The following is a 21,737-nucleotide window of genomic DNA, read 5'->3' as shown; positions in this document are numbered from 1 at the left end:
ATTACAAAGTGTATGAATTGGACTGGTACGCTGTAACTGGAATTTATAAAACGCTCAAGCCTGTTATGCCAGTTCTTCAAGTTTGCCTTTTGCAACGATAGCACCGTTTTGCATTTTATATACCACGTCCGCGAAATGAAGTGTTGAATAGCGATGCGCAACCAATATGATCGTCAGTTTCCCTTTCAAATGCGCCACCGATTCCATGATATAGTTTTCTGTTTCGGTATCAAGTGCACTCGTTCCTTCATCAAGAATTAAAACAGACGGATCGTTGTACAGTGCACGCGCGATGCCGATCCGTTGTCTTTGCCCACCGGATAATTTGATGCCGCGCTCTCCCACGATCGTGTCGAGTCCTTCAGAAGCATTCTCAACAACCTCATTAAGCTGCGCGGCATCGATCACAAAACGAAGGCGTTGTTCATCTTTCTGCTCTTCCGGGATACCAAAGGCGATGTTGTTCTTCAACGTGTCATCCACTAAAAAAATATGCTGCGGAACATAACCGATGAATTTCTGCAGTTCGTATGTTTTGTGGGTGATGTCTGTATCATCGAGCATTATTTTTCCTGATGAAGACTGCAGCAATCCTGTGAGCACATTCACCAAAGTTGTTTTTCCCGAACCGCTTTGGCCGATGATGCCTGTTACAGAACCTACGGGAATGGTGAGGTTGATATCGTCGAGTGCTTTCTTTGTTGCGCCGGGATAATCGAAAGAGATATTCTGCAACCTGATCTCCGAATGGATCTTTTTAACAGTAGGCAAGCCGGATGGCACTTCCCTGTTTTCTTTTTCGAATGTTTTGAATTCGTTGTACACCAGGTCTATCGCAGGTTTGTGATAGCGCATCTGCTGCAGGTTTGAGATCACCCTGTTGGATGACGGCAGCAACCGCAGCGCAGCGAAAAGAAATACGCTCAGCGAGGGCAGTATGGTTGAAACCGATTTTCCCTGCAGGATCACCACGAGGGCAATGAGTACGATGCTTACGATCAGCACCAGCTCAAGGTAAAACCGCTGCACCTGCTGAATAAACTGAACGCGCCGTTGTGAGCTGTAAAATGATTTATTGAATGCATCGTATTTGCCCAGGAAGAAATTCTCTTTGTGAAAGAGTTTAAGCTCCGCAATACCCGTTAGCCCCTGCGATAGATTTTTGGAACGCAGACCATCGTATAGCTGTCTTTCTTTACCCCAGACAGAGATCCTTCTCTTCGAAAAACTGAACAGCAGGTAGCTCACACCGCCAACAAACGCAAAGATGATCAAAGCGCCAACGGGTTGCAGGTAAAACAGGGTCACAACAATGCCCGCGAGCACTGAAAGTTCAACCTGCATATACATGACCGCCTGCACAAAGGCTGTAAAGGCGCTGATCTCGGTAGTGATGTTCTTCATCAGTACACCGGAATTCTTGTCGAGGAAAAAAGCATAGGGTTGAAATAGATATCCTTTGTACAAACGGGAAGAAACATTTCTGGATAATCCCTGCGTAAATTCCGACTGTTTCAAAACGAGGAACGAAAGGAATACGGTTTTGATCACGTAGAACAAAACAAAAGCCACGAGCACCGCCAACACAAGTTGCTGTGTGCCTATATCGCCTGTTATTTTCCTGATGATCCTGATCACAATACTTTGCTCCGAACCTTTGGGGTCCATGATCACCTGGACCAGCGGAATGATCAGGCCAAGCCCTACCGATTCAAACAATACGCCTATCAACAGGTATACCTGTAGAACAGCCGCTTTTTTTCTGAACGGACTTTCAACAATGAACAGTAATTTTTTCAGTGTGCCCTTTTCCATACACGCTCTACGGAAACAGTTGAAAATGAAATGATTGGATAAATTTATCGACGGGGCATGGCATGGCCTATCTCACTCACAAAGTGGTCGTGATCAACCGCTCAAATTTAGTCTTAATATAGGTACGTAAGATAATATTTATTAACCTGGATGCCCTGTTGCCGGCCCCGGATCATCGTTCTTGAAATGGATCATCGGTTCATGATCCGCGATTCACGGTTCCCGGCCCGGCAGTCCGGCATATAAGGTGCTGTCTTCCGCTGTATCATAACGGTTGAAAGCGTACGAAAGTTTGCCTGGATATGGATTACTACACAACGGAAATCAGCGCGCAATATTGTTCCGCGGCGGGTTGTGGTTTTGGGATATTGTCAGGATTGGATCAGGCACGCTGCATGTGCCACGAGCCCTTCTTTGCGCCCCACGAAACCCATGGTTTCAGTGGTGGTGGCTTTGATGGAAATATCTTTCACAGAAATACCGAGCACCCCGGCAATGGTTTGCTGCATCTGCGCCACGTAAGGTTTGATCTTGGGCGCTTCCAGGCAAAGCGTTGAATCGATATTGACGATGGAATAGCCTTCTTTTTTGATCAGTTCATTGGTTTTGGCAAGCAGGATCTTGCTGTCGATGTTCTTGAACTCCGCCGAAGTATCCGGGAAGTGAACACCGATATCGCCCAGGCAGGCCGCGCCCAGCAGGGCATCGCAAATGGCGTGCAGCAGCACATCGGCGTCGCTGTGGCCAAGGGCGCCTTTGTCGTGTGGAATTTTTACGCCGCCTATAAACAGCTCGCGCCCTGTAACAAGCTGGTGAAAATCGATGCCATAGCCTATCCGTAAACCCATATTCTTTTGATAAAAATGATCAGATGCCGTTGGTTTATTTGCTGCCCACTCCGCCGCTTTCCGAGGCGCCGCCGAGGTTAAATACGATTCCGAAACGCAAGGTATTTGACAAGGGATTCCTTGTTACGCCGCTTCCGGAAGGAACAAGATAAGAGAAATTGATGTTCAGTTGATCCATGTTAAAGCCCGCGCCCACTGAGAAAAATTTGCGGTTTCCGCGGTTTTTGTTCTCATAAAAATACCCTGCGCGAACAAAGAACTGCTCGTTGTATGCATACTCCGCACCCAATGATGCAGTGAGTGAATTCAACTGGTTGGTTCCATCGCTGAACGATTTGAACCAGCTCGAGATCAGGCTGGTGGAACGGTATTCTGCGAGTCGTGCCGAATCAACCGAATACGTTCCTGTAGCAGAGGGCGCTGTTGGAACAAGCAGTTTGTTTACATCCAGCCCGAAAGTGATCTTATTGCTTTCATTGATCGCCGAAGTATAGGTTGCGCCGATGCCCAGGTTCGCCGGGATGTAATCCTTGTTACGCGAATCGTTGGTATATCCAATCTTTGCGCCGAGGTTTGAAAGAACGGCGCCCCATGCGAGACCTGAACCCTGGTCGTCGAGCCCGTTGTAATAAAGCGATACATCGCCGGCAACCGATGTGCCTGCCTTGTATACAACACCTGTTCCCACATCGCCCACCACCAGTCTTGAATTGATGTAACGCAAAGCCACGCCAATACTGAGTTTACTGTTGATCACACGTGAATAGCCGGCATCTATGGAAAACTCACTTGGCTTAACCGTATTGAGTATGTTTCCGGAGTAATCCGTTAACTGTATGTTACCTAGACTGAAAAAGCGAAGCGAAGTTGAGATCGCATCCTGGTCGCTCAGTTTGTAATAGGCTGCGAGACTGGCTAGGTAAACATCCGTTAACCCCAGATCCTTCAACCACGGCGTGTAGTTGAGCGCAATGGCTGCATTTTTCTTTGCGAAAGGAACTTTTGCGAGGTTATAGAACGGCGCATTTGCGTCTGGAGAAGTGGCGATGGCAAGATCACCCATACCGCCTGCGCGGGCATCGGGCGAAATACGAAGGAACGGAACGGCCGTGGAAACAATATTGATCGAATCTTGTGCCTGAACGGTTCCTGCGAAAAATACAAGGGCGGCAAACCCTGTCATTACCTTTTTAGCGATCGGACTCATCAAAATAGAATTTGATTTTTAATTTAATAATGTAATAGAGCATCAAATTACCACAACCGCTTGCCGTAAGAAAAAAGATAGCGAACCTTTTCCCAGTCAGCCTTGGTTTGCTCAGACCCTCCCGAAACCGGATCTAAAGGTAATACAATGATATTAGTTAAAACGATTAAGTAAAAAACCTTAATAATGAGTAGAGATCAAACCATTCAGACGATTTAGAATACGATCAGTTGTTGGGCGTTTTCGGTTTTTGCACCGCCGGCAACAACTATTATTTTGTAAATATATACACCTTTTGCCAGTTTTGCACCTGATTGGCTGTCGCCGCTCCAATTTATCTGGCAATTGCGTGTGCCGCCCGTGTTTACTACTTTTTTGATCTGCCGCACCAGTGCCCCGCCGTTGTTGTAAATGTTGATGGTTACATACAGGTCGGTAGCCGGTTGGTTGTGCTCAAAGGCAAACGTGGTGGTAACATTGAACGGGTTGGGAAAATTGCGCACGTTGGTGATAGAAAGCTTTTCCTGCTTCACTACCGTAAAGGTCAATACCACCTCACTTGAATTATTGGCCACATCCCATGCTTTGATGCGTATGGTGTGCACCCCTTCCGACAGGGTTGGCAGCTGTAGGAGCACCTGCCCCTGCTGGTAACTATCCTGGTAAGCCGTATAAAAATTGTTCAGCACCAGCACATTTCTTTCATCGCCATCGATCACTGCTGTGATATCGTGGCCGATGCCGTTGCCAGAGGTGTTGATGCCCGATGTGTCGGACAGTTTAACAAGGAGAACGGGGTTCTCATGCGTCAGCCCACCATCCATAAACCGTTCGTCGTTAAGATAGGGTTTGATAATCGGCCCTGCATTGTCTGGAATACCCGCACCAATTCCTCCCACAAAAAAATCGGTATCCACGCCATTGGCATCGCGCCTGCCATCGTCTGCGTAAAGACAGATCCTGCCGCGCCCGCTTTGGTAATTGATGTCTTTCGGAACGATAAACGAAAAACTGAAACGGCCGTTGGCAACGGTTGCATTTCCTTTGTACAAAACACTTGCCTGCTGGTTAAACCCGGTAACTGGGCTCGAGGGGTTATTACCCAGCGTTTTCACGGTTTGTTGTTTATCGAATACGGTCGGGCGCAACGTTCCGTTGAAATCGGTTACGGGGTTTCCGTTGCCGTCGGTTACGATGCCTGTAAATGTGTATTTCTGCAGTGCCCGCAGCGTGTCTGAGCCAGTGATCGGTGATCCGTTCATTTCCGTTAAGCGCAAACGCAATTCAGGAAAAGCGATGCGCATGGCGGGATCGCCCAGCAAGGTAAACTTCCGGTTGTTGAGCAGGTCGCCCGTTGTGGATGACGTATAGTTTTTTGTTTGCCGTACCGATTCACCCAGGGTCATGTACTGCCCGCCTGGCAAGGCTTTCAGGCCGATCTGCATGTAATTTTCATTGATGATGCGGTTGCTGGCCGCAAACACCAGGCGGGTAGTGGTGAGCAGGGCGATCGCGCCGTTTGCGCTTCCTGTTAAGATGCCTGCGCCCAATGAGTTTTTTGAAGGATCATCGTGCGGCGCAAAATCACAACTGGCCGTAATAAAGAGCGGGAGTTTATCGGGGTTCCTGAAACGGTTCAGTTCTTCCTGCGTAACCACCGCTTCTTCTGCAAGCCGCGAATAACTGCCATGGCCCGTATAATTCAACACCAGCGCGCCCTTAAACACCTGGTTTACGATCTCATCGTTCACCACCGGGTAACGCGCACCGCCGTTGCTGCTCACAACGGGATAAGCATCGAGGTAAACTTTGTATTGATTGATCAGCGGGTTGGCCACATGGGCCGCCGCCGAAACATTTTCCGCGTCGTCGAGGTGAAGGTTTGCATCCTGGTCGTCGGCCACAAAAACAGACTGGTTGCGCCAGGCGCCGAGGCTGGCGGTATCGTGGTAATGGATGATCTTGTCAACCATTGTTTTCGCCTCAAGCAGCGTGCGCGCAGGTATGCGGCCGATGCCGATATCGATGGTTTCGTTGGGGTCGTCGCGGTTGATGTCGTCTGTATGATCAAGCAATCCAAAAAAATCATCCGTAGTATACGTAAGCAAGGGCTCGAGCGAGGAAACGGATTCGTATACCGGAACAAGGTTGGCATTGCCGGTGGTACGGTAACGGTAATCGTACGATCCGCTGCCGAACAACAAAAGATATTTCGGCCGCTGCGATGGCGCCGAAGCCGCCCTGTCAAAATACATTTTTACAAAATCGCGCAACGCACCGGGGTCGGGACTGCCGCCTGAAAATTCGTTGTACACCTGTTCGGTGGTTGCAGTAACGGTTTGATAGCCGTTCCGCTGTACGTGAAACTGTGCGAGCCTTTGCGCCTCGCTGAGCAACGAAGGATGGGTAATGATGATGAGGTCTGCGGCGGATCCATGGTGCAGGTCCTGGTTGGCGATTTTCCCCATCGCCAACGGCGCCATGGCATTTGTATTGCTGAAGGCCACGTATTCCCGCAGGCGCGACGCATCGTTCTCAAAAATGGTTTGTGCATTGTTGCCCGAAGCGTTCATTTTAACCGGCTGCAACGGGTCTGTTACTTCCCATACACTTGTGGCGGCGCCTGCGTTTGCGATCGTAAAACCTGCAACCGCGCCTGGGGAAACCGATTGCCAGTCGCGGAAAAACAACTGCGCATTCCCGCTTACAGCGAGATTTCTACGCCCCAGTATTTCAAACCAGTTGAGCCACCCTTTCGCGCCCGCCGCTGTTGGTGTATAGGTAATCGTAACATTCAGTAAACCCTGCGAAACGGCTGAAGCGGTTCTTTGTTCCGCAGCAGATGCATAAGCGTCCAGTAAGCCACCATTCACAGCGGGCAGGTTGTAAGTCTGAACAGGCGTGCCGTTTAACCGCACCGTAAAATTACCGGGCGCTCCTACGCTTCTCGAGGCCAGGTTGGTAACGAGCGTAACCGGCTGGCTGGTAACGAGGCCTGCCCACTCTACCGGGAAATTTCTTGTTGCGCTGCCACCTGCGTTCAGATTAAATTCTTCGCCGTACCATTCTTTCCCGCTGTTCAGGAAATTGACGAGGTCGGTTTCGTAAAAATAGTGGTCGTCGTATGTGTTTATCGAAACCGTAATGGCCGGTGTAACCGGCCTGAGCGGGATGCGTTTCCCGGCTCCGCCGGTGGTGATAAAATAGTAACAGGTATCGGCGTACAGGTTCTTTTTGTGCCTGAAGCCTGCATTGACGCTGTCTTTGAGCCATCGGTGCGGGCCCGGGGCATAGAATAAAAAATAGTCGTTGCCGTTAAAAATGCCATCGCCGCCATCAACCATCTCAACCGGGTTCTCAAAAAGGTCGTCGGGCCGCGGGGAAGCGTTGTTTTCATCGATCATTCCCCCACCATTTCCGTAAAGCCGGATGGATGCAGACGGGAGGTTTCCGGTGGGAATACCGAGGGCGGAGAGCTGGGCCACATCCACCTTATACACGCCTTCCTGTTTGATGCCGATGCGGTACCAGTTGCCCGTGGCAAGCACAGAATTGGGGGCATACACGCGCTGGGCGGTGGCTTTTTGTACAAAAACCGGTAAAAAACAGAGGAAAATCGCCCAACCCTTCATATAAATGCCAAGATCGTGAATAAAATGAGGCCAGGCCGGAAAGCGGTGCAGACCCGGGCTTAAAATTAGGTTTTTGCTAACACCAAAGCCAAAACAGGGGTTAGGTGATTAACAGAAATCTTCTATATTCGCATAGACTAATTCGAATATCTGAAGAAATTCTACTTCATTCAATCTACTAGAAAATGCAGTTATTGACCTCAACCAGGAATCTTGTGTTGCTGTTGGCAGTGGCGGGATCGTTAGCATCGTGCCATAAAAAGAAAGACAAATCAACGGCAACCGGTTGGAACTACAATGATAAGGACCAGGGCAATTTCTCAGTTGCCAAGCCCAAAGACGTAAACACGGCACCGGGCCTGGTGTTTGTGCAGGGCGGTACCTTTACCATGGGTGCGGCCCAGGAAGATGTGATGGGCGACTGGAACAACATCCCGCGCCGTATCACGGTTAACTCATTCTTTATCGACAAGACAGAAGTAGCGAACGTGCATTACCGCGAGTATTTGTACTGGCTGGAAAATGTGTTCGGACAGGCGGGTATGGATTCGGTTGTTGACCAGGCAAGACCCGATACATTGGTTTGGAGAAGCGAGCTCGCGTTCAACGAGCCTTATGTAGAATATTATTTCCGCCACCCTTCTTACAATTATTACCCTGTAGTGGGTGTGAGCTGGGTACAGGCAACAGAGTATTGCAAATGGAGAACGGGCCGTGTGAATGAGCTGGCTTTGATCAACAAAGGCTACCTCGATAAGAAAAGCCAGATCAAGAAAGAACTGAACGGCGCGGGCCAGGACAACTTCGATACAAAAGCTTACCTGATGGGCGAATACCAGGCAACGCCGGGTAAAACCGCAACATCAAAAAGCAACCCGTTGAAAGATGCACAGGGCCGCCCGAGAACGCTTGTGAAATTTGAAGACGGCATCCTCTTCAGCGATTACCGCCTGCCAACAGAGGCAGAGTGGGAATATGCTGCATACGGTTACATCATGCAGAACCCGCAAAGGAAACAGAAAGGTTCTTCACGTGGTGAAGAGGTTATATCCAACAAACAGATCTATGCGTGGAAGAACGATGGTTTTGATAACCTCCGTTATACCAAGAAAAGTGCTTTCCAGGGCGCTTTCCTTTCCAACTTCAAACGTGGTGCGGGTGATAACATGGGAGTTGCCGGCGGCTTGAACGATAACGCGGCGATCCCTGCAGAAGTTACTTCCTTCATACCAAACGGCTTTGGTTTGTATAACATGAGCGGTAATGTGAATGAGTGGGTGGCAGATGTATACCGCCCGATCACAAATGCGGGCGATGATGATTTCAACCCATACCGTGGTAACGTGTTTCAGAAAGTGGATATGACGGGTGGCGCAGGTAACCTGAGAGACGATAAGGGCCGTATCAAATATGTACCTGAATCGGATTCGGCTTTGCGCAACAGGAGAAACTACCAGAAGTCTTATGCAACCAATTACCTTGATGGAGACTCATCCAGCAATGCGGTCTACAACTACGGTATCACCACACTGATCTCTGATAAATCAAGGGTTTACAAAGGAGGCAGCTGGGACGACAGGGCCTACTGGCTGAGCCCCGGTGCACGCCGTTTTCTTGAAGAGGACCTGAGTACAAGCACACTTGGCTTCCGCTGCGCGATGAGCCATTTTGGTGCGGCAGAATCAACTTCTAAAAAAGCACAGAACGGAACCTTCTTCCCTAACAGGAGAAACAAAAGATAACAACACCGGAGCGATCTGGTATAAGATAAGGAAAAGGTAGAATTACAGCAAAAGAGCCATCCCTGGATAAGGGGTGGTTTTTTTTGTTTATACATTAGAGAATGAACGAACGCTTTTCGCAGCTGGTAAGGCTTACAGCTTTCCTTACCTTTGCATATGACCATCTCCGAATTATACCAATACTATCTCCGGCACCCTTCGGTGCAAACAGATACCAGGAAAATAAAACAGGGTGATATTTTCTTTGCGCTGAAAGGGCCGAGTTTCAACGGCAACCATTTTGCAAAACAGGCGCTGGAAATGGGCGCGTCCTATGCCGTGGTGGATGAAAAGGTGGGCGACGGCGATCCGCGGGTATTGTTGTTCGACGATGTGCTTACCACTTTACAATTACTCGCCAAACACCACCGCGAGCAGTTCAGGATCCCTTTCATTGGCATTACGGGCAGCAATGGAAAAACAACAAGCAAAGAACTCATCTATGCCGTGCTTTCGTCACATTACAAAACCTATACAACGCAGGGCAATCTCAACAACCACATCGGCGTGCCGCTCACATTGCTGGCCGTTAAGCAGGATGCGGAAATGGCGGTGATTGAAATGGGCGCCAACCACCAGAAAGAAATTGAAGGGTATTGTGTGTACGCACAACCCACACACGGCGTGATCACCAACGCGGGCAAAGCGCACCTGGAAGGATTTGGTGGTGAAGAAGGCGTGCGGAAGGGAAAAGCAGAGTTATACAATTACCTGGGCGAACACAATGGCATCGCATTCATCTTCGACGATTATGAATATTTGTGGGAGATGGCCAAACACGTGCAAACCTTTGTTCCTTACAGCACAACGGGAAGGAATGGCGTAGTACAGGGGCACATCGTTTCGAATGAACCCTTTCTTACCATCTCCGTTTCGATCAAACAGGGCGAAGCGTTTACGATACAGACAAAACTGGTGGGCGATTACAATCTACCCAATGTATTGTGCGCGGTAGCAGTGGGCGATTTCTTTCTTGTTCCGCAGGAGAAGATCAAACAGGCAGTCGAAAATTACACGCCATCCAACAGCCGGTCGCAATTGGTGCAGAAAGACAGCAATTCCATAATTCTCGATGCCTACAACGCAAACCCCACAAGCATGAAAGCTGCGATCGAAAATTTCGCGCACCTGAAAGCAGAAAAAAAAGTGCTGATGCTGGGCGGCATGATGGAGCTTGGGGATGAAAGCATCGAAGAACACAAAAACATCATCGCCCTTATCAAAAAATACAAGTGGCAAGATGTTGTGCTCGTGGGCGGCGATTTTCAAAAGATCGATCACGGGTTTATTTTCTTTGCCGATTCGTTACAGGCCAGGGAATGGTATGCAAACCAGCATTTTTCAAACACACATATATTGATCAAGGGATCGAGGAGCATGAAGATGGAGAGAATACTGGATTGATTAAAAAGGATAAAGCATCCCTTTTGTGCTGTCCATGCCTGTATCGCCTTCCTGAACATCGTCTACTTGTGCCTTGTTTCTTATATCACTACCTTTGCCTATGCCGCAATCGAAAAGAAGTTACCTGTTGAGTGTGCTCACCAACCGTTGTCCACGATGCCGTGAAGGGAAAGTGTTTGTGAAAGACAGCGCCTATAAAAAGAACAGCACCCAGATGCATGAGCGGTGCCCTATGTGCGGACAACCCACCGAAATTGAAGTTGGTTTTTACTATGGCACCGGGTATGTAAGTTATGCACTCAGTATTGCCGTGCTGGTTGCGAGTTTTGTGGCATGGAAAGTATTGATCGGCGTCACTTTTTCGATAGACGACAACAGGATCTTTTACTGGATGGCCACTTCTTTTACCCTGCTTTTTGCATTACAGCCCGTGCTTATGCGCATGTCGCGCGTACTGTGGCTGAGCTGGTTTGTAAAATACGATCACAACTGGCGCGAACACAAGATCAAAGATCCCGAACGGGTAGTCAAGGAGCAGATGAGGAATTGGTAACCCTGCGGATGTATTCACCAGTTGTTATTCCTTACTAAAATTTCTAATTCCTAATTACTCATTATTAATTGATGAAGCTTCGTCCTCAAACCGTAACGCTTAAAGACATTGCCCGCGCAATGGGGCTTTCGATTGCAACGGTGTCGAAGGCTTTGCGGGATAGTCATGAGATCAGCCCGGCAACAAAGCAGCGAGTTTGCGACTACGCGGAGAAGCACAAATACCGCCCCAACCTGATGGCCCAGATGCTGCGGCACAAGAACGGGAGGAGCATTGGCGTGATCATCGGTGCGATCCCCAATAATTTTTTCAGCGATGTATTGAACGGGATGGAGTCGGTTACGTTTCAGAAGGATTATCATTTCATCATCACACAAAGCCTGGAATCTTTGCAGCGCGAGAAAAAGAACCTCGAGCACCTCACCTGGAGGGCGGTAGATGGTTTGCTTGTTTCGCTTTCTGCAGAAACACAATCCATCGATCATTTCAAGAAAGTGCACGAGTCTGGTATTCCCATTGTTTTTTACGATCGCGTTACCAATGAAATAAAAACGCACCAGGTTGTTTCAGATAACGTAGATGGCACATACAAAGGAACCATGCACCTGCTGGAGAATGGCTTTTCCCGCATTGCGCACATCACCAGTTCAAAAGAATTATCGATCACGCAGGAGCGTTTGATCGGCTACAAGAATGCGCTTGAAGAGAAAAATATTTTCTTCAACAACGATTACGTGAAATACTGCGCCCATGGCGGGAAGGACCGTGATGAAGTTGAAGAAGCCATTGATCAATTGCTGGCGATGAAGCCGATGCCCGATGCATTGATCACGGCATCAGACAGGATCACGATCAGTGCGCTGGCTATTCTTAAGAAGAAAAACATCAGCATCCCCTCACAAATTGCCATCGTGGGTTACAGCAATTTCAGCGCGCCGGAGGTTTTTCAACCGGAGCTCACTACCATTCACCAGCCTGCATTTGAGATTGGCAGGGCCGCGGCAGAGTTACTCATCAAACTGATCGAAACCAAACGCCCGCCAACAAAATTCGAGAAACGCATCCTGCCGGTGGAGCTCCAGGTAAGGGAATCTTCCTTGAGAGTGCGTTGAGCCCCAGTCGTGCAACCTTTGTTGTAAAAGCCCAGGAACCTTTAACACGTCAGGCCTTCCAAACAGGCATGATTATTTAGCTGGATATTCCCTAAATATCCCGTTATGAAAAAGATCTTATCCACCCTCTTTTTTCTCGCTTCCCTTGTTTCGCTGCAGGCGCAGCAAGACAAGCTCCGTAGCCTGGATGTGAATCTTGACAACTACACCTATCCCTACCCTGTTCAATACATTACACTGGAGATCCAGAAGCAATCGCTGGTGATGGCTTTTATGGATGTGAAACCTGCTGCCCCAAACGGGAAGACCGTTTTGTTGCTCCATGGTAAAAATTTCAACGGCGCTTATTGGGAACAGACGGCGAAGGCACTGGCCGCAAATGGTTACCGGGTGGTGATTCCAGACCAGGTCAGGTTTGGCAAATCGTCTAAGCCTGCACACCTGCAATACAGTTTTCAGTTACTCGCGCAAAACACAAAGGCGGTGCTCGATTCATTGAAGATCCAAAGCGTTACCGTTCTCGGGCATTCGATGGGCGGGATGCTGGCAACAAGGTTTGCATTGATGTTCCCGGAAAGAACAGCGAAATTGATCCTCGCCAATCCCATCGGTCTCGAAGACTGGAAAACAAAAGTTCCTTATGCGTCTGTTGACAAACAATTCGCGAAGGAGCTGAAACAGGATTACGACTCTCTCAAACAATACCAGCTCAAGAATTATTACCACAACACATGGAAACCTGCTTACGATGAATGGCTCAACCTGCTGGCCGGATGGACGTTGAGCAAAGATTATCCGCTGATCGCATGGAACAGTGCGTTAACATCAGACATGATCTTTACGCAACCGGTTTGTTATGAGTTTGAAAACCTGAAGGTGCCAACACTGCTCATCATTGGCCAGGCAGACAGGACCGCAATAGGTAAAGACGCCGCGCCCGCCGGGGTAAAGGAAACGCTTGGCAATTACCCGGTGTTGGGCAGGCTGACACAACAAAAGATCAAAAATTCAAAACTGGTGGAGCTTGATGGTGTTGGGCATTTGCCGCATGTAGAAGCGTTTGACCGGTTCATCAAAGCGGTTATGGATTTCCTATAAGTACACCGCCCTCATTGCAGTAATGACGGCGGTGTACGAAATAAAATCGCCTACTTTTTACTTACTCTCCAAATGATATTCGCCCCATCGTCTGCCACCAGCAAAGAGCCATCCTTTGCAACGGCAACACCCACGGGCCGGCCATATACTTCGTTCCCGGTTGCGATGAAACCTGATAAGAAGTCTTCCATTTTACCGGAAGGTTTCCCGTTTTTGAACGGAACGTATACCACTTTGTATCCGCTCAGCACAGAGCGGTTCCATGAGCCGTGCTGGCCAATGAACGCGCCGCCATTGTATTTCGCGGGAAAGCTGTTGCCGGTATAGAATGCAAGTCCGAGAGAAGCGGTATGGCTCCCCAGTGAAACATCGGGTACAATTGCTTTTGAAACGAGGTCGGGGCGGTTCTTATCTTTCAGACGCGGGTCTTCGTGTTTGCCGAAATAAGAATAGGGCCATCCATAAAAGCCGCCATCCTGCACGCCGGTAAGGTAATCGGGAACGAGGTCGTCGCCCAGTTCATCGCGTTCGTTTACTGCGGTCCATAAAGTATTTGTGCCGGGCGCCCAGTCCATGCCAACCGGGTTGCGCAGGCCGCTTGCATATACCCGTTCGCCGCTTCCGTCGAGGTTAACTTCAAGGATGTTGGCGCGGTGTGTTTCTTTGTCTATCCCATTCTCCGCAACATTGCTCGAAGAGCCAACAGCGATGTAAATTTTATTTTTAGCCGCATTGGTGATTATGTTTCTTGTCCAGTGCCGCGGGCCGGGAGGCAACGCAACAATTTGTTTTCCTTTGACGGTTATGGATGTTTGTCCTGCTTTGTAAGGAAACTGCACCACCCCATCGGTATTGGCCACATAAAAGTTATCGCCTATGATGAGCATGCCGAAGGGTTTGTTCAGGTCTTTCAGAAACACCGTTTTCAATTCAGGCACGCCATCTTTGTTGGCATCACGCAGCAGCGTGATCCTGTCGGCGCTTTTGTTTTTGCCCGTTACTTTTTCAAGGGTGCTGTGCGGACTGTTTGATTCTGCGATAAATACATCGCCGTTGTCTGCCACGTAGATCCAACGCGGGTGATCCAGGCTGTCGGCAAAACGACTTACCGTAAAACCTTCAGGCGCAATGGGCACGCGGTTGTTTGTCCAGCCGACGATCTTACTGTTGTTCTGAACTGATTTTGTTGCATACGGTTCCGGGAGGTTCACCTGTTCTGTTGCGGTGTTAACAGAATCTGCGGATGTAGTATTTTCTTCCTTTGCCTTTTCGTTTGCTTTTTCGCTTGCGCTTTTGCAGGAGAAAGCAAGAACTGCCATCGAGATGATGATAAGCTTTTTCATAGGTATGATTTAGGAATCGTACCCTGAAAAAAATGTTCCCCACAATTTCGATATTCTTAAAAACGCCCTGGTTTATTTTGTAGAAAATACTGTACAAGCCGCGCTTGCCGGTGCGCGAAAACAAATGGCATGGTTTTGCTAATAATAAAGTACAGTTTTTTCATTTATGACAGGGTATCCGTAGCACCGGACAAATCCCCGCGAAGTTTCAGCCGCATAAAACCGGCTAAGAAATGTCATAACTGAATCATCATATATAGCCTCGCATTATGCGGGGCTTTTTCTTGCCCGGATGTTGGTTCTGAAGGAATCATCGTTGCGTACAGGAATGCAAAAGAAAAGGGATCTGAAACTGTTTGCTCAACAAATTTCAGATCCCTTTTCTTTAACCTGGTCCGGTTGTTATTTTATTGCTGCGGCCTCGGCGCAGATGCTGCGGAGCGCAGTTCGTAATTCTCAGGGGGCTCGGCACCCAGTAAGTTTTTCACGAAATAATCCCAGCGGCGGCGCATCATGTACGGGCCATAGGCGCCGTATCCATGTGCACTGTTGGGGAAGAGCACGAGGTCAAAGCTTTTGTTTGCTTTTTCGAGTGCTTCTACCACCAGCAATGTGTTGTAGGGCGGAACGTTGTTGTCCATCATCCCGTGCGCAAGCATCAATTTCCCTTTCAGGTTTTTTGCGATGTTCTGGTTGGCCTGTGCCTCGTAGTTTGCGTTTGCCACCAGGCCGTTGTAACGCTCACCCCAGTCGTCTTCGTAGTTCCTGTTCTCATGGTTACCTGATTCTGAAATTCCTACTTTGAAAAAATCAGGATAGCGGAACATCGCTGCCGCAGTTGCAAAGCCACCACCTGAATGTCCCCAGATCCCCACTTTCGTTGTATCGATCGGGTACCGTTGTGACAACTGTCTGATCGCTGTCATCTGGTCGGGTAAAGTATTTTCCCCCATGTTTCCATAATTCATATCATGGTAACTTTTGGAGCGGTTCGGGTTGCTGGTTCCTTCGATCAACACCACGATGAATCCCAGTTCGGCCAGCGCCTGGTGATCGCCTCTTGATGCGGTGAACGACCAGCTGCCTACGCTGCCACCTTGCGGGCCCGGGTAGATGTAATCGATCACCGGGTATTTTTTTCCTGGTTCCATTTTTGTTGGCGTAAACACCAGCCCATAAATATCCGTTTTACCATCAGCCGCTTTTACGGAAACAGGAACCGGTGGTTTCCATCCGGTGGCCACCAATCTTGATACGTCCGTCTTCTCAAGCTCGGCCACCAGTTTTCCATTGAGGTCATAAACAACGGTAACAGGCGCCACGTCCGGTTTTGAATAGGTATCGATCAGGTAGTTGCCCGATGGAGAAAAACTGGTTGTGTGGTTTCCTTCGCCTGGAGTAAGCAGTGTAAGGCCCTTCCCGTCAAAACCGATTTTATACAGGCTCTGGAAATACGGATTGCTTTTCTGCGTGCCCGATGCCGTGAAGTAGAGGGTGCGGTTCTTTTCATCGACCTTTATCAAACGGCTCACGAGCCATTCTCCTTTTGTGACCTGGTTTTTGAGTTTACCGGTGGTTGCATCGTATAAATACAGGTGTCCCCAGTTGTCTCTTTCCGAATACCATAGAATTTCATTGGAATTGGGAAGATACCTCCAGTTGATGGCGCCGCGTCCCGATTCAAACTGCGTGGCTACCGTTTCTTCAAACACTTCGCGAACGGCTCCTGTGTTCGCATCCGCGATCCTGAATTTTTCATTTTTATGGTCGCGCGAAGTGGAGAGAAAGGCCAGTTGCGACCCGTCTTCTTTCCAGTCGTTGTCGTCAAAGGTTCCACTGCTCGATATATCATCGCTCAATGTTGCGCGGTGCGCATCGGGAGGGATCTGCAGGTTTACCACTTTTGCATTTTCAACATCAATGATCACGCGGTGAATCATCGCGATGTCTTTGGCGCCGGCCAATGGATATTTCCATGCTTTCAATACCGGTGCGCCAACGTTGGTTGTTACGAGATACATGTCCGTAACGTTCCGTTGATCCTGTTTAAAAGTTGCCAGTTTTTTAGAATCGGGCGACCAGCGTACAACGGGCCTGTCGCTCGACTTCCATCCCGCATTATCGGTTGCGTAGCCAAAATCTTTTACGCCATCTGTGGTGAGTTGGGTTGTTTTATCGGTGGCCACATCGCGCACCCAAAGGTTCCAGTCTTTGATGAACACCGCTTTTTTCCCATCGGGCGAAGCGATCTCATTGCCGCCACCAAAAGCTCTTCCACCGCCACCGCCCCTGCCAGCACGGCCAAAGCCACCGGCTGCAGCTGTTGTTACGGCAGCAACGGAACCATCGTCTGCAGAAACCTGTCCGCCCTGTGTGTCGTATTTCCATTTCTTATTATCGGCGGTTGCAAACAGGACGTATCTACCATCGGTTGAAAAATTGATGGTTTGAAAAGGGAGTTTGTTTGCATCTACCGCGGTACCGGTGGCGCTGGCCAATGCGGCGGCCAGTTTCTGGTGATCAAATGCCGCCGCGCGCGTTTTTTTAGCCGGGTCAACAAGAATGAACTCATTTTTCTTAGAAGAAGAATTGAGGTACCAGAACTGGTCGTTGGCCAACCATACCGGGCGAACATTGCCGCCATCGATAAAGGGTTCGGTGTTGTAGCTCATGAACTTTTCGGCACGTTCATAATCTTTTGCCGTAAGCGTTTTTTGTTGTGCGCCTGCGGACGCCACCAATGCGATGGCCGACAGGGTAAGCAGGTATTTTCTCATATGCGATGAATATTTGAGGGAAACAATATACGCCAAATCGGGTTAGCTGACCGGGGGTGTTCGGTGAACCCTGGGCCTCATTCGGGGATACCGGCCCATGTGCCATCCTGCCGCAGCCCGGCCCGGCAGAGAAAGTCGCATTCAGCCCGTCATTTGTCGCATTTACCCATCAAAATACACCTGGCTAGTACGAACTTTAGTTCCTAAATAAAAAAACCATGGAGAACCTGAATTTTAAGATCACCATCAATGCAACAAAAGAGAAAGTGTGGGACGCACTTTTTTCCGATGCCAGCTACCGTGAGTGGACAGCGGCCTTTGCCGAAGGATCGCGCGCGGAAACAGACTGGAAACAAGGCAGCAAGGCTTATTTCACCGATGGCAACAACTCGGGAATGGTCTCTGAAATTGAAGTGAGCAGGCCCTACGAATTTCTTTCCATCAAACACCTTGGTATTCTGAAAGACGGCGTTGAAGACCTCACCAGCGAAGAAACGCTGCAGTGGGCGGGCGCACATGAGAACTACACGCTGCGTGACGCCGGCGGGAAAACAGAACTGCTCATCGACCTCGAATCAAAAGGAATGAAGCAGGAGTTCATCGACTACTTTAACGGAACATGGCCCGTAGCGCTTGAAAAATTGAAGGCAATAGCCGAACGATAAACAGTAAGAAGATACACGACAAGGTAATGCCGGGTGCTGCATTGCCTTGTCTTCTTTTGTATATTTATCCGATCGATACCACGATCCAATTCAAATGCCCAGGAAAAATATACTCATCATCCTACTCGTCGCTGTTTCGTTCTTTGCCTTGGCGGCCTCCGACAACGCCGGCGAAAAAGCGGTGAATTTGAAAGTGCTTCCCAAAGACATAACGGAACATGCGCTTGATGACATCATGGTAAAAGAGTGTGGTGAGGCGCTGGGGGTGAAATGCAACTATTGCCATGTACAGGATAAGGCCACCGAAAAATTCGACTACGCCAGCGATGCCATCCCGGAAAAAGACACCGCACGCTCGATGATGCGGATGACATTGGAGCTGAACAAAAAATTTTTTGGCAAGAGCGATCCAATGATCGGCGACAAAACATCAGCAGTTACCTGCTATACCTGCCACCGTGGAAACGCAGTTCCTAAAGACAATAACTAAAAACACATCCCATGCATTTTACCCAACTTGTGCCGAACATTTTTTACGAAGACATCAATGTTGGACTTGATCTTTTTGTGAACTGTCTTGAATTCAAGATCGGCTACAACGGGCTTGCCGAGAAAAGGCCGTGTTGCGTGGTGGGCAGGGATGGGCTCGCCGTTTTTCTTTTCCAGGATAAATTTTATGCAGACAAGGACCGGCCGGAAATAAGGATACATACAACGGATATCGAGGAAGCCTACAAAAAGATCTCGGCATCGCACCCGCACCTGCTACATCCGAACCTAAGCAGGCCCACTTTACGTCCTTGGGGCGCGAGGGAGTTTGCTTTGGCTGATCCTTCGCATGTGTGCGTGATCATTCAGCAATGGTAGCCGTTAATCGGCCATCAATGTGTGGTTCGCTACACGTTTTAAAATTTATTCGCGTAAGATCTTTTCCATCTTCCTGCCTTTGGCCAGTTCATCAACCAATTTATCGAGGTATCGCATTTTTTGGATGATGGGGTCTTCTATTTCTTCAACACGGTAACCGCAAATGACGCCGGTAATTTTAGAAGCGTTGGGATTGATCTTGGGGGCCTCGTTAAAGAAGGTTTCAAAATCCGCTTTTTTGTCGATCTGCTTCTGCATCGATTTCGCGTTGTAACCGGTGAGCCAGAAGATCACCGTGTCGAGTTCTTCTACCGTGCGGCCCTTTGATTCCACTTTCTTGATGTAGAGTGGGTATACAGAAGAGAAGAGGAGTTTGTAGATGCGTTCTTTGTTCATTTTTTCCGGGTTAACAGTTCTAAATTTAGGCAATACTTTGCACCTGGCAAATCCGGCAGCATGGATCAATTGAATCCGGTTGCAGCCATTAGGAGTTTAATGGGGGAATGACCAACACTACCTAAGGGGCGGAGACCATTTTTATTACAAGGCAATACAAGCGATGATTCTATAATTAAATTGTGAGACATGAATCCGATAGCGAAATATGCGGGGTTGTTTTTAATTGCAACAGTTTGGGCAATGACCGGTTGTACAAACGGAACGGACACGAATACAATCCGATCGGTAAAGACCGCCGGCGCGAAATCAGCGTCGATCACCTATGTTAGTCCAGCCAGTAACAACTGGCGCTACGATTCGTTGCGATCGATGACATCAACCGTACCGGCCAATGGCAAAAGAACCTTTCCTTTTGGTGGTTGGGTAAGCGTGGAGCAATACAAGGGTAAGCGTTACATTTACTACCCCTGCGATCTGGCCTATCTTTCCCGCACGGAAATCACCCCGGTTGTGTGGAAGGAATATGGCTTTGAAACGGAAGAAAGCAGGATCCGGTCGGTCAGTTACCGTGGAAAGAACCAGGTCGAATATGATCTCACAGATCCTGCTGGCCGCCTGCACAAAGTGACGCTCTACCTGGTAGACGCCAATAATGGGCTCGTTGTTAAGGAAACAAATAGCGGCTCCGCGGTATATAATCTGCTGGTCTCCACCGACCGGTTACATACGCTACCGATGATCGTTAATGAATGCGATTCGAAAGTTGAGGAGGTGGAGATGGATAAAATTGATTTTGTTAGGCTGTTGCGGGGAGCGGGGTTTAAAAAATAAGGAGGGGTCTATGAAGAGATCATCAATAATCCTTCGTACCTCTCTTATATTGACCGCTCTCTTGTTTTGGTTTGATGGATCGTTTATGAAAACAAAAAAGCCTGTAACTCGATGTTACAGGCTTATGATCATCCACCTTCGCTGAAGCTTCGGTGGATAAAGCAGAGAGGAAGGGATTTGAAAATCGTTTGTATTTAATTGATTTTCAATTATTTATGATTTATTTTGTTTTTAGGACAACGATTAGGACAATAAAACGCAGAAATCGAGGATCAGGAAGAAAGGTGGGGTTAAGAGCAGTGTGAAGAATCAAAAAAAAGGGCATTTTTAGGCGATTTGCGGGCATGTAGATCAATAGAGGAAGACGAGTAAGGTAAAAGTGTAAAAGATTGATTTATCGAGGTTAAAACGATGCGTTATAACAAGGTCACAATAGAAACAATCGTAATATCAAGTTGGCTTTATATCTTAGAGGCAAACAACGAGGTTTCTCAACGATGAAGGCAGAAAAGTTATATAACGTATTAGAGGGCTTCGACTTTAATTTAATTAATAATCCAGAGTTTCAAGAAGACTCTGTTAGAGAAGAAATTGTTGTTCCAATCATTAAAGGCTTAGGATATTCTGCAAACAAGCCCAATCAGATAATTAGGAGTAGAAAACTTTTACATCCATTTGTTTCAATTGGTTCAAAACGCAAAGACATCTACATTATACCCGATTATTTATTTGAAGTTGATGGAAAACCAGCTTGGATTTTAGATGCAAAAGCACCTACAGAAGAAATAATCAAATCAAAAAATGTTGAGCAAGCATATTCATATGCAATTCATAGTGAGGTTCGTGTAAACTTTTTTGCGTTGTGTAATGGAAAGGAATTTGCTCTTTATAACATTGAAAAGGTTGAGCCGATCTTACATTGTCCTATTCAGGCATTACCTGTTTATTGGGCGACATTAAAAAAATATGTATCACCGGAAAAGGTCTTTTCCGAAAATCACTTCAAACTTGCAAAAGACTTAGGTTTACACTTAAAGCGATTAGGGTTTGAAAGTTTTGAAAGTTTGATTTTTCCAGATGTTCCAATAACACAGATTGGGCAACTCGATCCCGATATGTTTTCTCTTTCAGGTGGAATTAAAATCGATGAGGATAGATATGTCGTTACATTCGATTTTGGACAAGAGGCTTTTGAACAATTAATTGGCAAAATTCCTGATGAAGCTATTCAACTGTTGTCTAAGCGAGAGAAAGGGTATCGCCAGGCAGTTAATTTTGGCGATACTGTGTACAAAGTGACAATAGATAGTATAATTGGAAAAGTGCTTCAAGAAAATGAAGATGAAATTTTTCTTCCCTTAATAATTACCCGTATTATCCGTTAACACATTAAATACAATTAATC

The 21,737-nt window shown here is 47.9% G+C and carries 17 protein-coding genes; 10 read left to right on the top strand and 7 right to left on the bottom strand.

All coding sequences use genetic code 11. From position 1 onward, the window contains the following. Nucleotides 1-63: 63 nt before the first annotated feature. The 4 genes from GWC95_RS03740 to porU form a co-directional block, all read right to left on the bottom strand. Nucleotides 64-1,815, bottom strand: coding sequence for an ABC transporter ATP-binding protein (locus tag GWC95_RS03740; RefSeq protein ID WP_161817319.1), 1,752 nt, complete (start codon nucleotides 1,813-1,815; stop codon nucleotides 64-66). Between the two features lie 371 nt (nucleotides 1,816-2,186). Continuing rightward, a complete protein-coding gene (ispF, locus tag GWC95_RS03735) occupies nucleotides 2,187-2,663 on the bottom strand; it encodes a 2-C-methyl-D-erythritol 2,4-cyclodiphosphate synthase (RefSeq protein WP_161817318.1) in 477 nt (158 codons plus the stop codon). A gap of 34 nt (nucleotides 2,664-2,697) precedes the next feature. Next, complete coding sequence (porV, locus tag GWC95_RS03730) at nucleotides 2,698-3,870, bottom strand: type IX secretion system outer membrane channel protein PorV (RefSeq protein WP_161817317.1); 1,173 nt, start codon at nucleotides 3,868-3,870, stop codon at nucleotides 2,698-2,700. Nucleotides 3,871-4,085: 215 nt separating this feature from the next. Continuing rightward, on the bottom strand, nucleotides 4,086-7,436 hold the full coding sequence (porU, locus tag GWC95_RS03725) for a type IX secretion system sortase PorU (RefSeq protein WP_161817316.1): 3,351 nt from the start codon (nucleotides 7,434-7,436) through the stop codon (nucleotides 4,086-4,088). Between the two features lie 251 nt (nucleotides 7,437-7,687). Here porU and GWC95_RS03720 point away from each other — a divergent pair, with 251 nt between their 5' ends. From GWC95_RS03720 to GWC95_RS03700, 5 genes are all read left to right on the top strand, one after another. Next, nucleotides 7,688-9,244, top strand: a complete 1,557-nt coding sequence (locus tag GWC95_RS03720; RefSeq protein ID WP_161817315.1) for an SUMF1/EgtB/PvdO family nonheme iron enzyme — start codon at nucleotides 7,688-7,690, stop codon at nucleotides 9,242-9,244. A gap of 156 nt (nucleotides 9,245-9,400) precedes the next feature. Further along, nucleotides 9,401-10,687 (top strand): UDP-N-acetylmuramoyl-tripeptide--D-alanyl-D-alanine ligase, encoded by a 1,287-nt coding sequence (locus GWC95_RS03715; protein WP_161817314.1) that lies wholly within the window; start codon nucleotides 9,401-9,403, stop codon nucleotides 10,685-10,687. 100 nt (nucleotides 10,688-10,787) lie between these two features. Next, complete coding sequence (locus GWC95_RS03710; RefSeq protein ID WP_161817313.1) at nucleotides 10,788-11,240, top strand: DUF983 domain-containing protein; 453 nt, start codon at nucleotides 10,788-10,790, stop codon at nucleotides 11,238-11,240. Between the two features lie 71 nt (nucleotides 11,241-11,311). After that, nucleotides 11,312-12,352, top strand: a complete 1,041-nt coding sequence (locus GWC95_RS03705; RefSeq protein WP_161817312.1) for a LacI family DNA-binding transcriptional regulator — start codon at nucleotides 11,312-11,314, stop codon at nucleotides 12,350-12,352. Between the two features lie 105 nt (nucleotides 12,353-12,457). Further along, on the top strand, nucleotides 12,458-13,450 hold the full coding sequence (locus GWC95_RS03700; RefSeq protein ID WP_161817311.1) for an alpha/beta fold hydrolase: 993 nt from the start codon (nucleotides 12,458-12,460) through the stop codon (nucleotides 13,448-13,450). Between the two features lie 50 nt (nucleotides 13,451-13,500). Here the strand turns inward: GWC95_RS03700 and GWC95_RS03695 are convergent, their stop codons facing one another. After that, nucleotides 13,501-14,793: a PQQ-dependent sugar dehydrogenase gene (locus GWC95_RS03695; protein ID WP_161817310.1), complete on the bottom strand. Its 1,293-nt coding sequence runs from the start codon at nucleotides 14,791-14,793 to the stop codon at nucleotides 13,501-13,503. A gap of 407 nt (nucleotides 14,794-15,200) precedes the next feature. Then, entirely contained in the window at nucleotides 15,201-17,570 is a 2,370-nt protein-coding gene (locus tag GWC95_RS03690) for a S9 family peptidase (protein ID WP_161817309.1), read from the bottom strand. Nucleotides 17,571-17,788: 218 nt separating this feature from the next. Here GWC95_RS03690 and GWC95_RS03685 point away from each other — a divergent pair, with 218 nt between their 5' ends. The 3 genes from GWC95_RS03685 to GWC95_RS03675 all read left to right on the top strand — a co-directional run bounded on the left by GWC95_RS03685 (nucleotide 17,789) and on the right by GWC95_RS03675 (nucleotide 19,102). Further along, nucleotides 17,789-18,235, top strand: coding sequence for an SRPBCC family protein (locus tag GWC95_RS03685; protein ID WP_161817308.1), 447 nt, complete (start codon nucleotides 17,789-17,791; stop codon nucleotides 18,233-18,235). Nucleotides 18,236-18,329: 94 nt separating this feature from the next. Further along, nucleotides 18,330-18,725: a c-type cytochrome gene (locus tag GWC95_RS03680; protein ID WP_161817307.1), complete on the top strand. Its 396-nt coding sequence runs from the start codon at nucleotides 18,330-18,332 to the stop codon at nucleotides 18,723-18,725. Between the two features lie 11 nt (nucleotides 18,726-18,736). Beyond that, the gene (locus tag GWC95_RS03675) at nucleotides 18,737-19,102 is read left to right on the top strand and encodes a VOC family protein (RefSeq protein ID WP_161817306.1); all 366 of its coding nucleotides are present in this window, start codon (nucleotides 18,737-18,739) and stop codon (nucleotides 19,100-19,102) included. Nucleotides 19,103-19,147: 45 nt separating this feature from the next. On the opposite strand, the gene GWC95_RS03670 is transcribed toward GWC95_RS03675, so the two are convergent. Further along, nucleotides 19,148-19,498, bottom strand: coding sequence for a DUF2200 domain-containing protein (locus tag GWC95_RS03670; RefSeq protein WP_161817305.1), 351 nt, complete (start codon nucleotides 19,496-19,498; stop codon nucleotides 19,148-19,150). A gap of 189 nt (nucleotides 19,499-19,687) precedes the next feature. Here GWC95_RS03670 and GWC95_RS03665 point away from each other — a divergent pair, with 189 nt between their 5' ends. Both GWC95_RS03665 and GWC95_RS03660 read left to right on the top strand, forming a co-directional pair. Next, nucleotides 19,688-20,332, top strand: coding sequence for a hypothetical protein (locus GWC95_RS03665; RefSeq protein WP_161817304.1), 645 nt, complete (start codon nucleotides 19,688-19,690; stop codon nucleotides 20,330-20,332). 497 nt (nucleotides 20,333-20,829) lie between these two features. Beyond that, nucleotides 20,830-21,717, top strand: coding sequence for a type I restriction enzyme HsdR N-terminal domain-containing protein (locus GWC95_RS03660; protein ID WP_161817518.1), 888 nt, complete (start codon nucleotides 20,830-20,832; stop codon nucleotides 21,715-21,717). Nucleotides 21,718-21,737: the final 20 nt, after the last annotated feature.

The sequence above is a fragment of the Sediminibacterium roseum genome (assembly GCF_009939005.1).
Classification (GTDB): domain Bacteria; phylum Bacteroidota; class Bacteroidia; order Chitinophagales; family Chitinophagaceae; genus Sediminibacterium; species Sediminibacterium roseum.
This window is presented reverse-complemented; position numbering and strand designations above follow the sequence as displayed.

Excerpts from the sequence above, each read along its gene's own strand:
- GWC95_RS03740 (WP_161817319.1), bottom strand. The coding sequence starts at position 1,815 with ATGGAAAAGGGCACACTGAAAAAATTACTGTTCATTGTTGAAAGTCCG.
- ispF (WP_161817318.1), bottom strand. The coding sequence starts at position 2,663 with ATGGGTTTACGGATAGGCTATGGCATCGATTTTCACCAGCTTGTTACA.
- porV (WP_161817317.1), bottom strand. The coding sequence starts at position 3,870 with ATGAGTCCGATCGCTAAAAAGGTAATGACAGGGTTTGCCGCCCTTGTA.
- GWC95_RS03720 (WP_161817315.1), top strand. The coding sequence starts at position 7,688 with ATGCAGTTATTGACCTCAACCAGGAATCTTGTGTTGCTGTTGGCAGTG.
- GWC95_RS03715 (WP_161817314.1), top strand. The coding sequence starts at position 9,401 with ATGACCATCTCCGAATTATACCAATACTATCTCCGGCACCCTTCGGTG.
- GWC95_RS03710 (WP_161817313.1), top strand. The coding sequence starts at position 10,788 with ATGCCGCAATCGAAAAGAAGTTACCTGTTGAGTGTGCTCACCAACCGT.
- GWC95_RS03705 (WP_161817312.1), top strand. The coding sequence starts at position 11,312 with ATGAAGCTTCGTCCTCAAACCGTAACGCTTAAAGACATTGCCCGCGCA.
- GWC95_RS03700 (WP_161817311.1), top strand. The coding sequence starts at position 12,458 with ATGAAAAAGATCTTATCCACCCTCTTTTTTCTCGCTTCCCTTGTTTCG.
- GWC95_RS03695 (WP_161817310.1), bottom strand. The coding sequence starts at position 14,793 with ATGAAAAAGCTTATCATCATCTCGATGGCAGTTCTTGCTTTCTCCTGC.
- GWC95_RS03690 (WP_161817309.1), bottom strand. The coding sequence starts at position 17,570 with ATGAGAAAATACCTGCTTACCCTGTCGGCCATCGCATTGGTGGCGTCC.
- GWC95_RS03685 (WP_161817308.1), top strand. The coding sequence starts at position 17,789 with ATGGAGAACCTGAATTTTAAGATCACCATCAATGCAACAAAAGAGAAA.
- GWC95_RS03680 (WP_161817307.1), top strand. The coding sequence starts at position 18,330 with ATGCCCAGGAAAAATATACTCATCATCCTACTCGTCGCTGTTTCGTTC.
- GWC95_RS03675 (WP_161817306.1), top strand. The coding sequence starts at position 18,737 with ATGCATTTTACCCAACTTGTGCCGAACATTTTTTACGAAGACATCAAT.
- GWC95_RS03670 (WP_161817305.1), bottom strand. The coding sequence starts at position 19,498 with ATGAACAAAGAACGCATCTACAAACTCCTCTTCTCTTCTGTATACCCA.
- GWC95_RS03665 (WP_161817304.1), top strand. The coding sequence starts at position 19,688 with ATGAATCCGATAGCGAAATATGCGGGGTTGTTTTTAATTGCAACAGTT.
- GWC95_RS03660 (WP_161817518.1), top strand. The coding sequence starts at position 20,830 with ATGAAGGCAGAAAAGTTATATAACGTATTAGAGGGCTTCGACTTTAAT.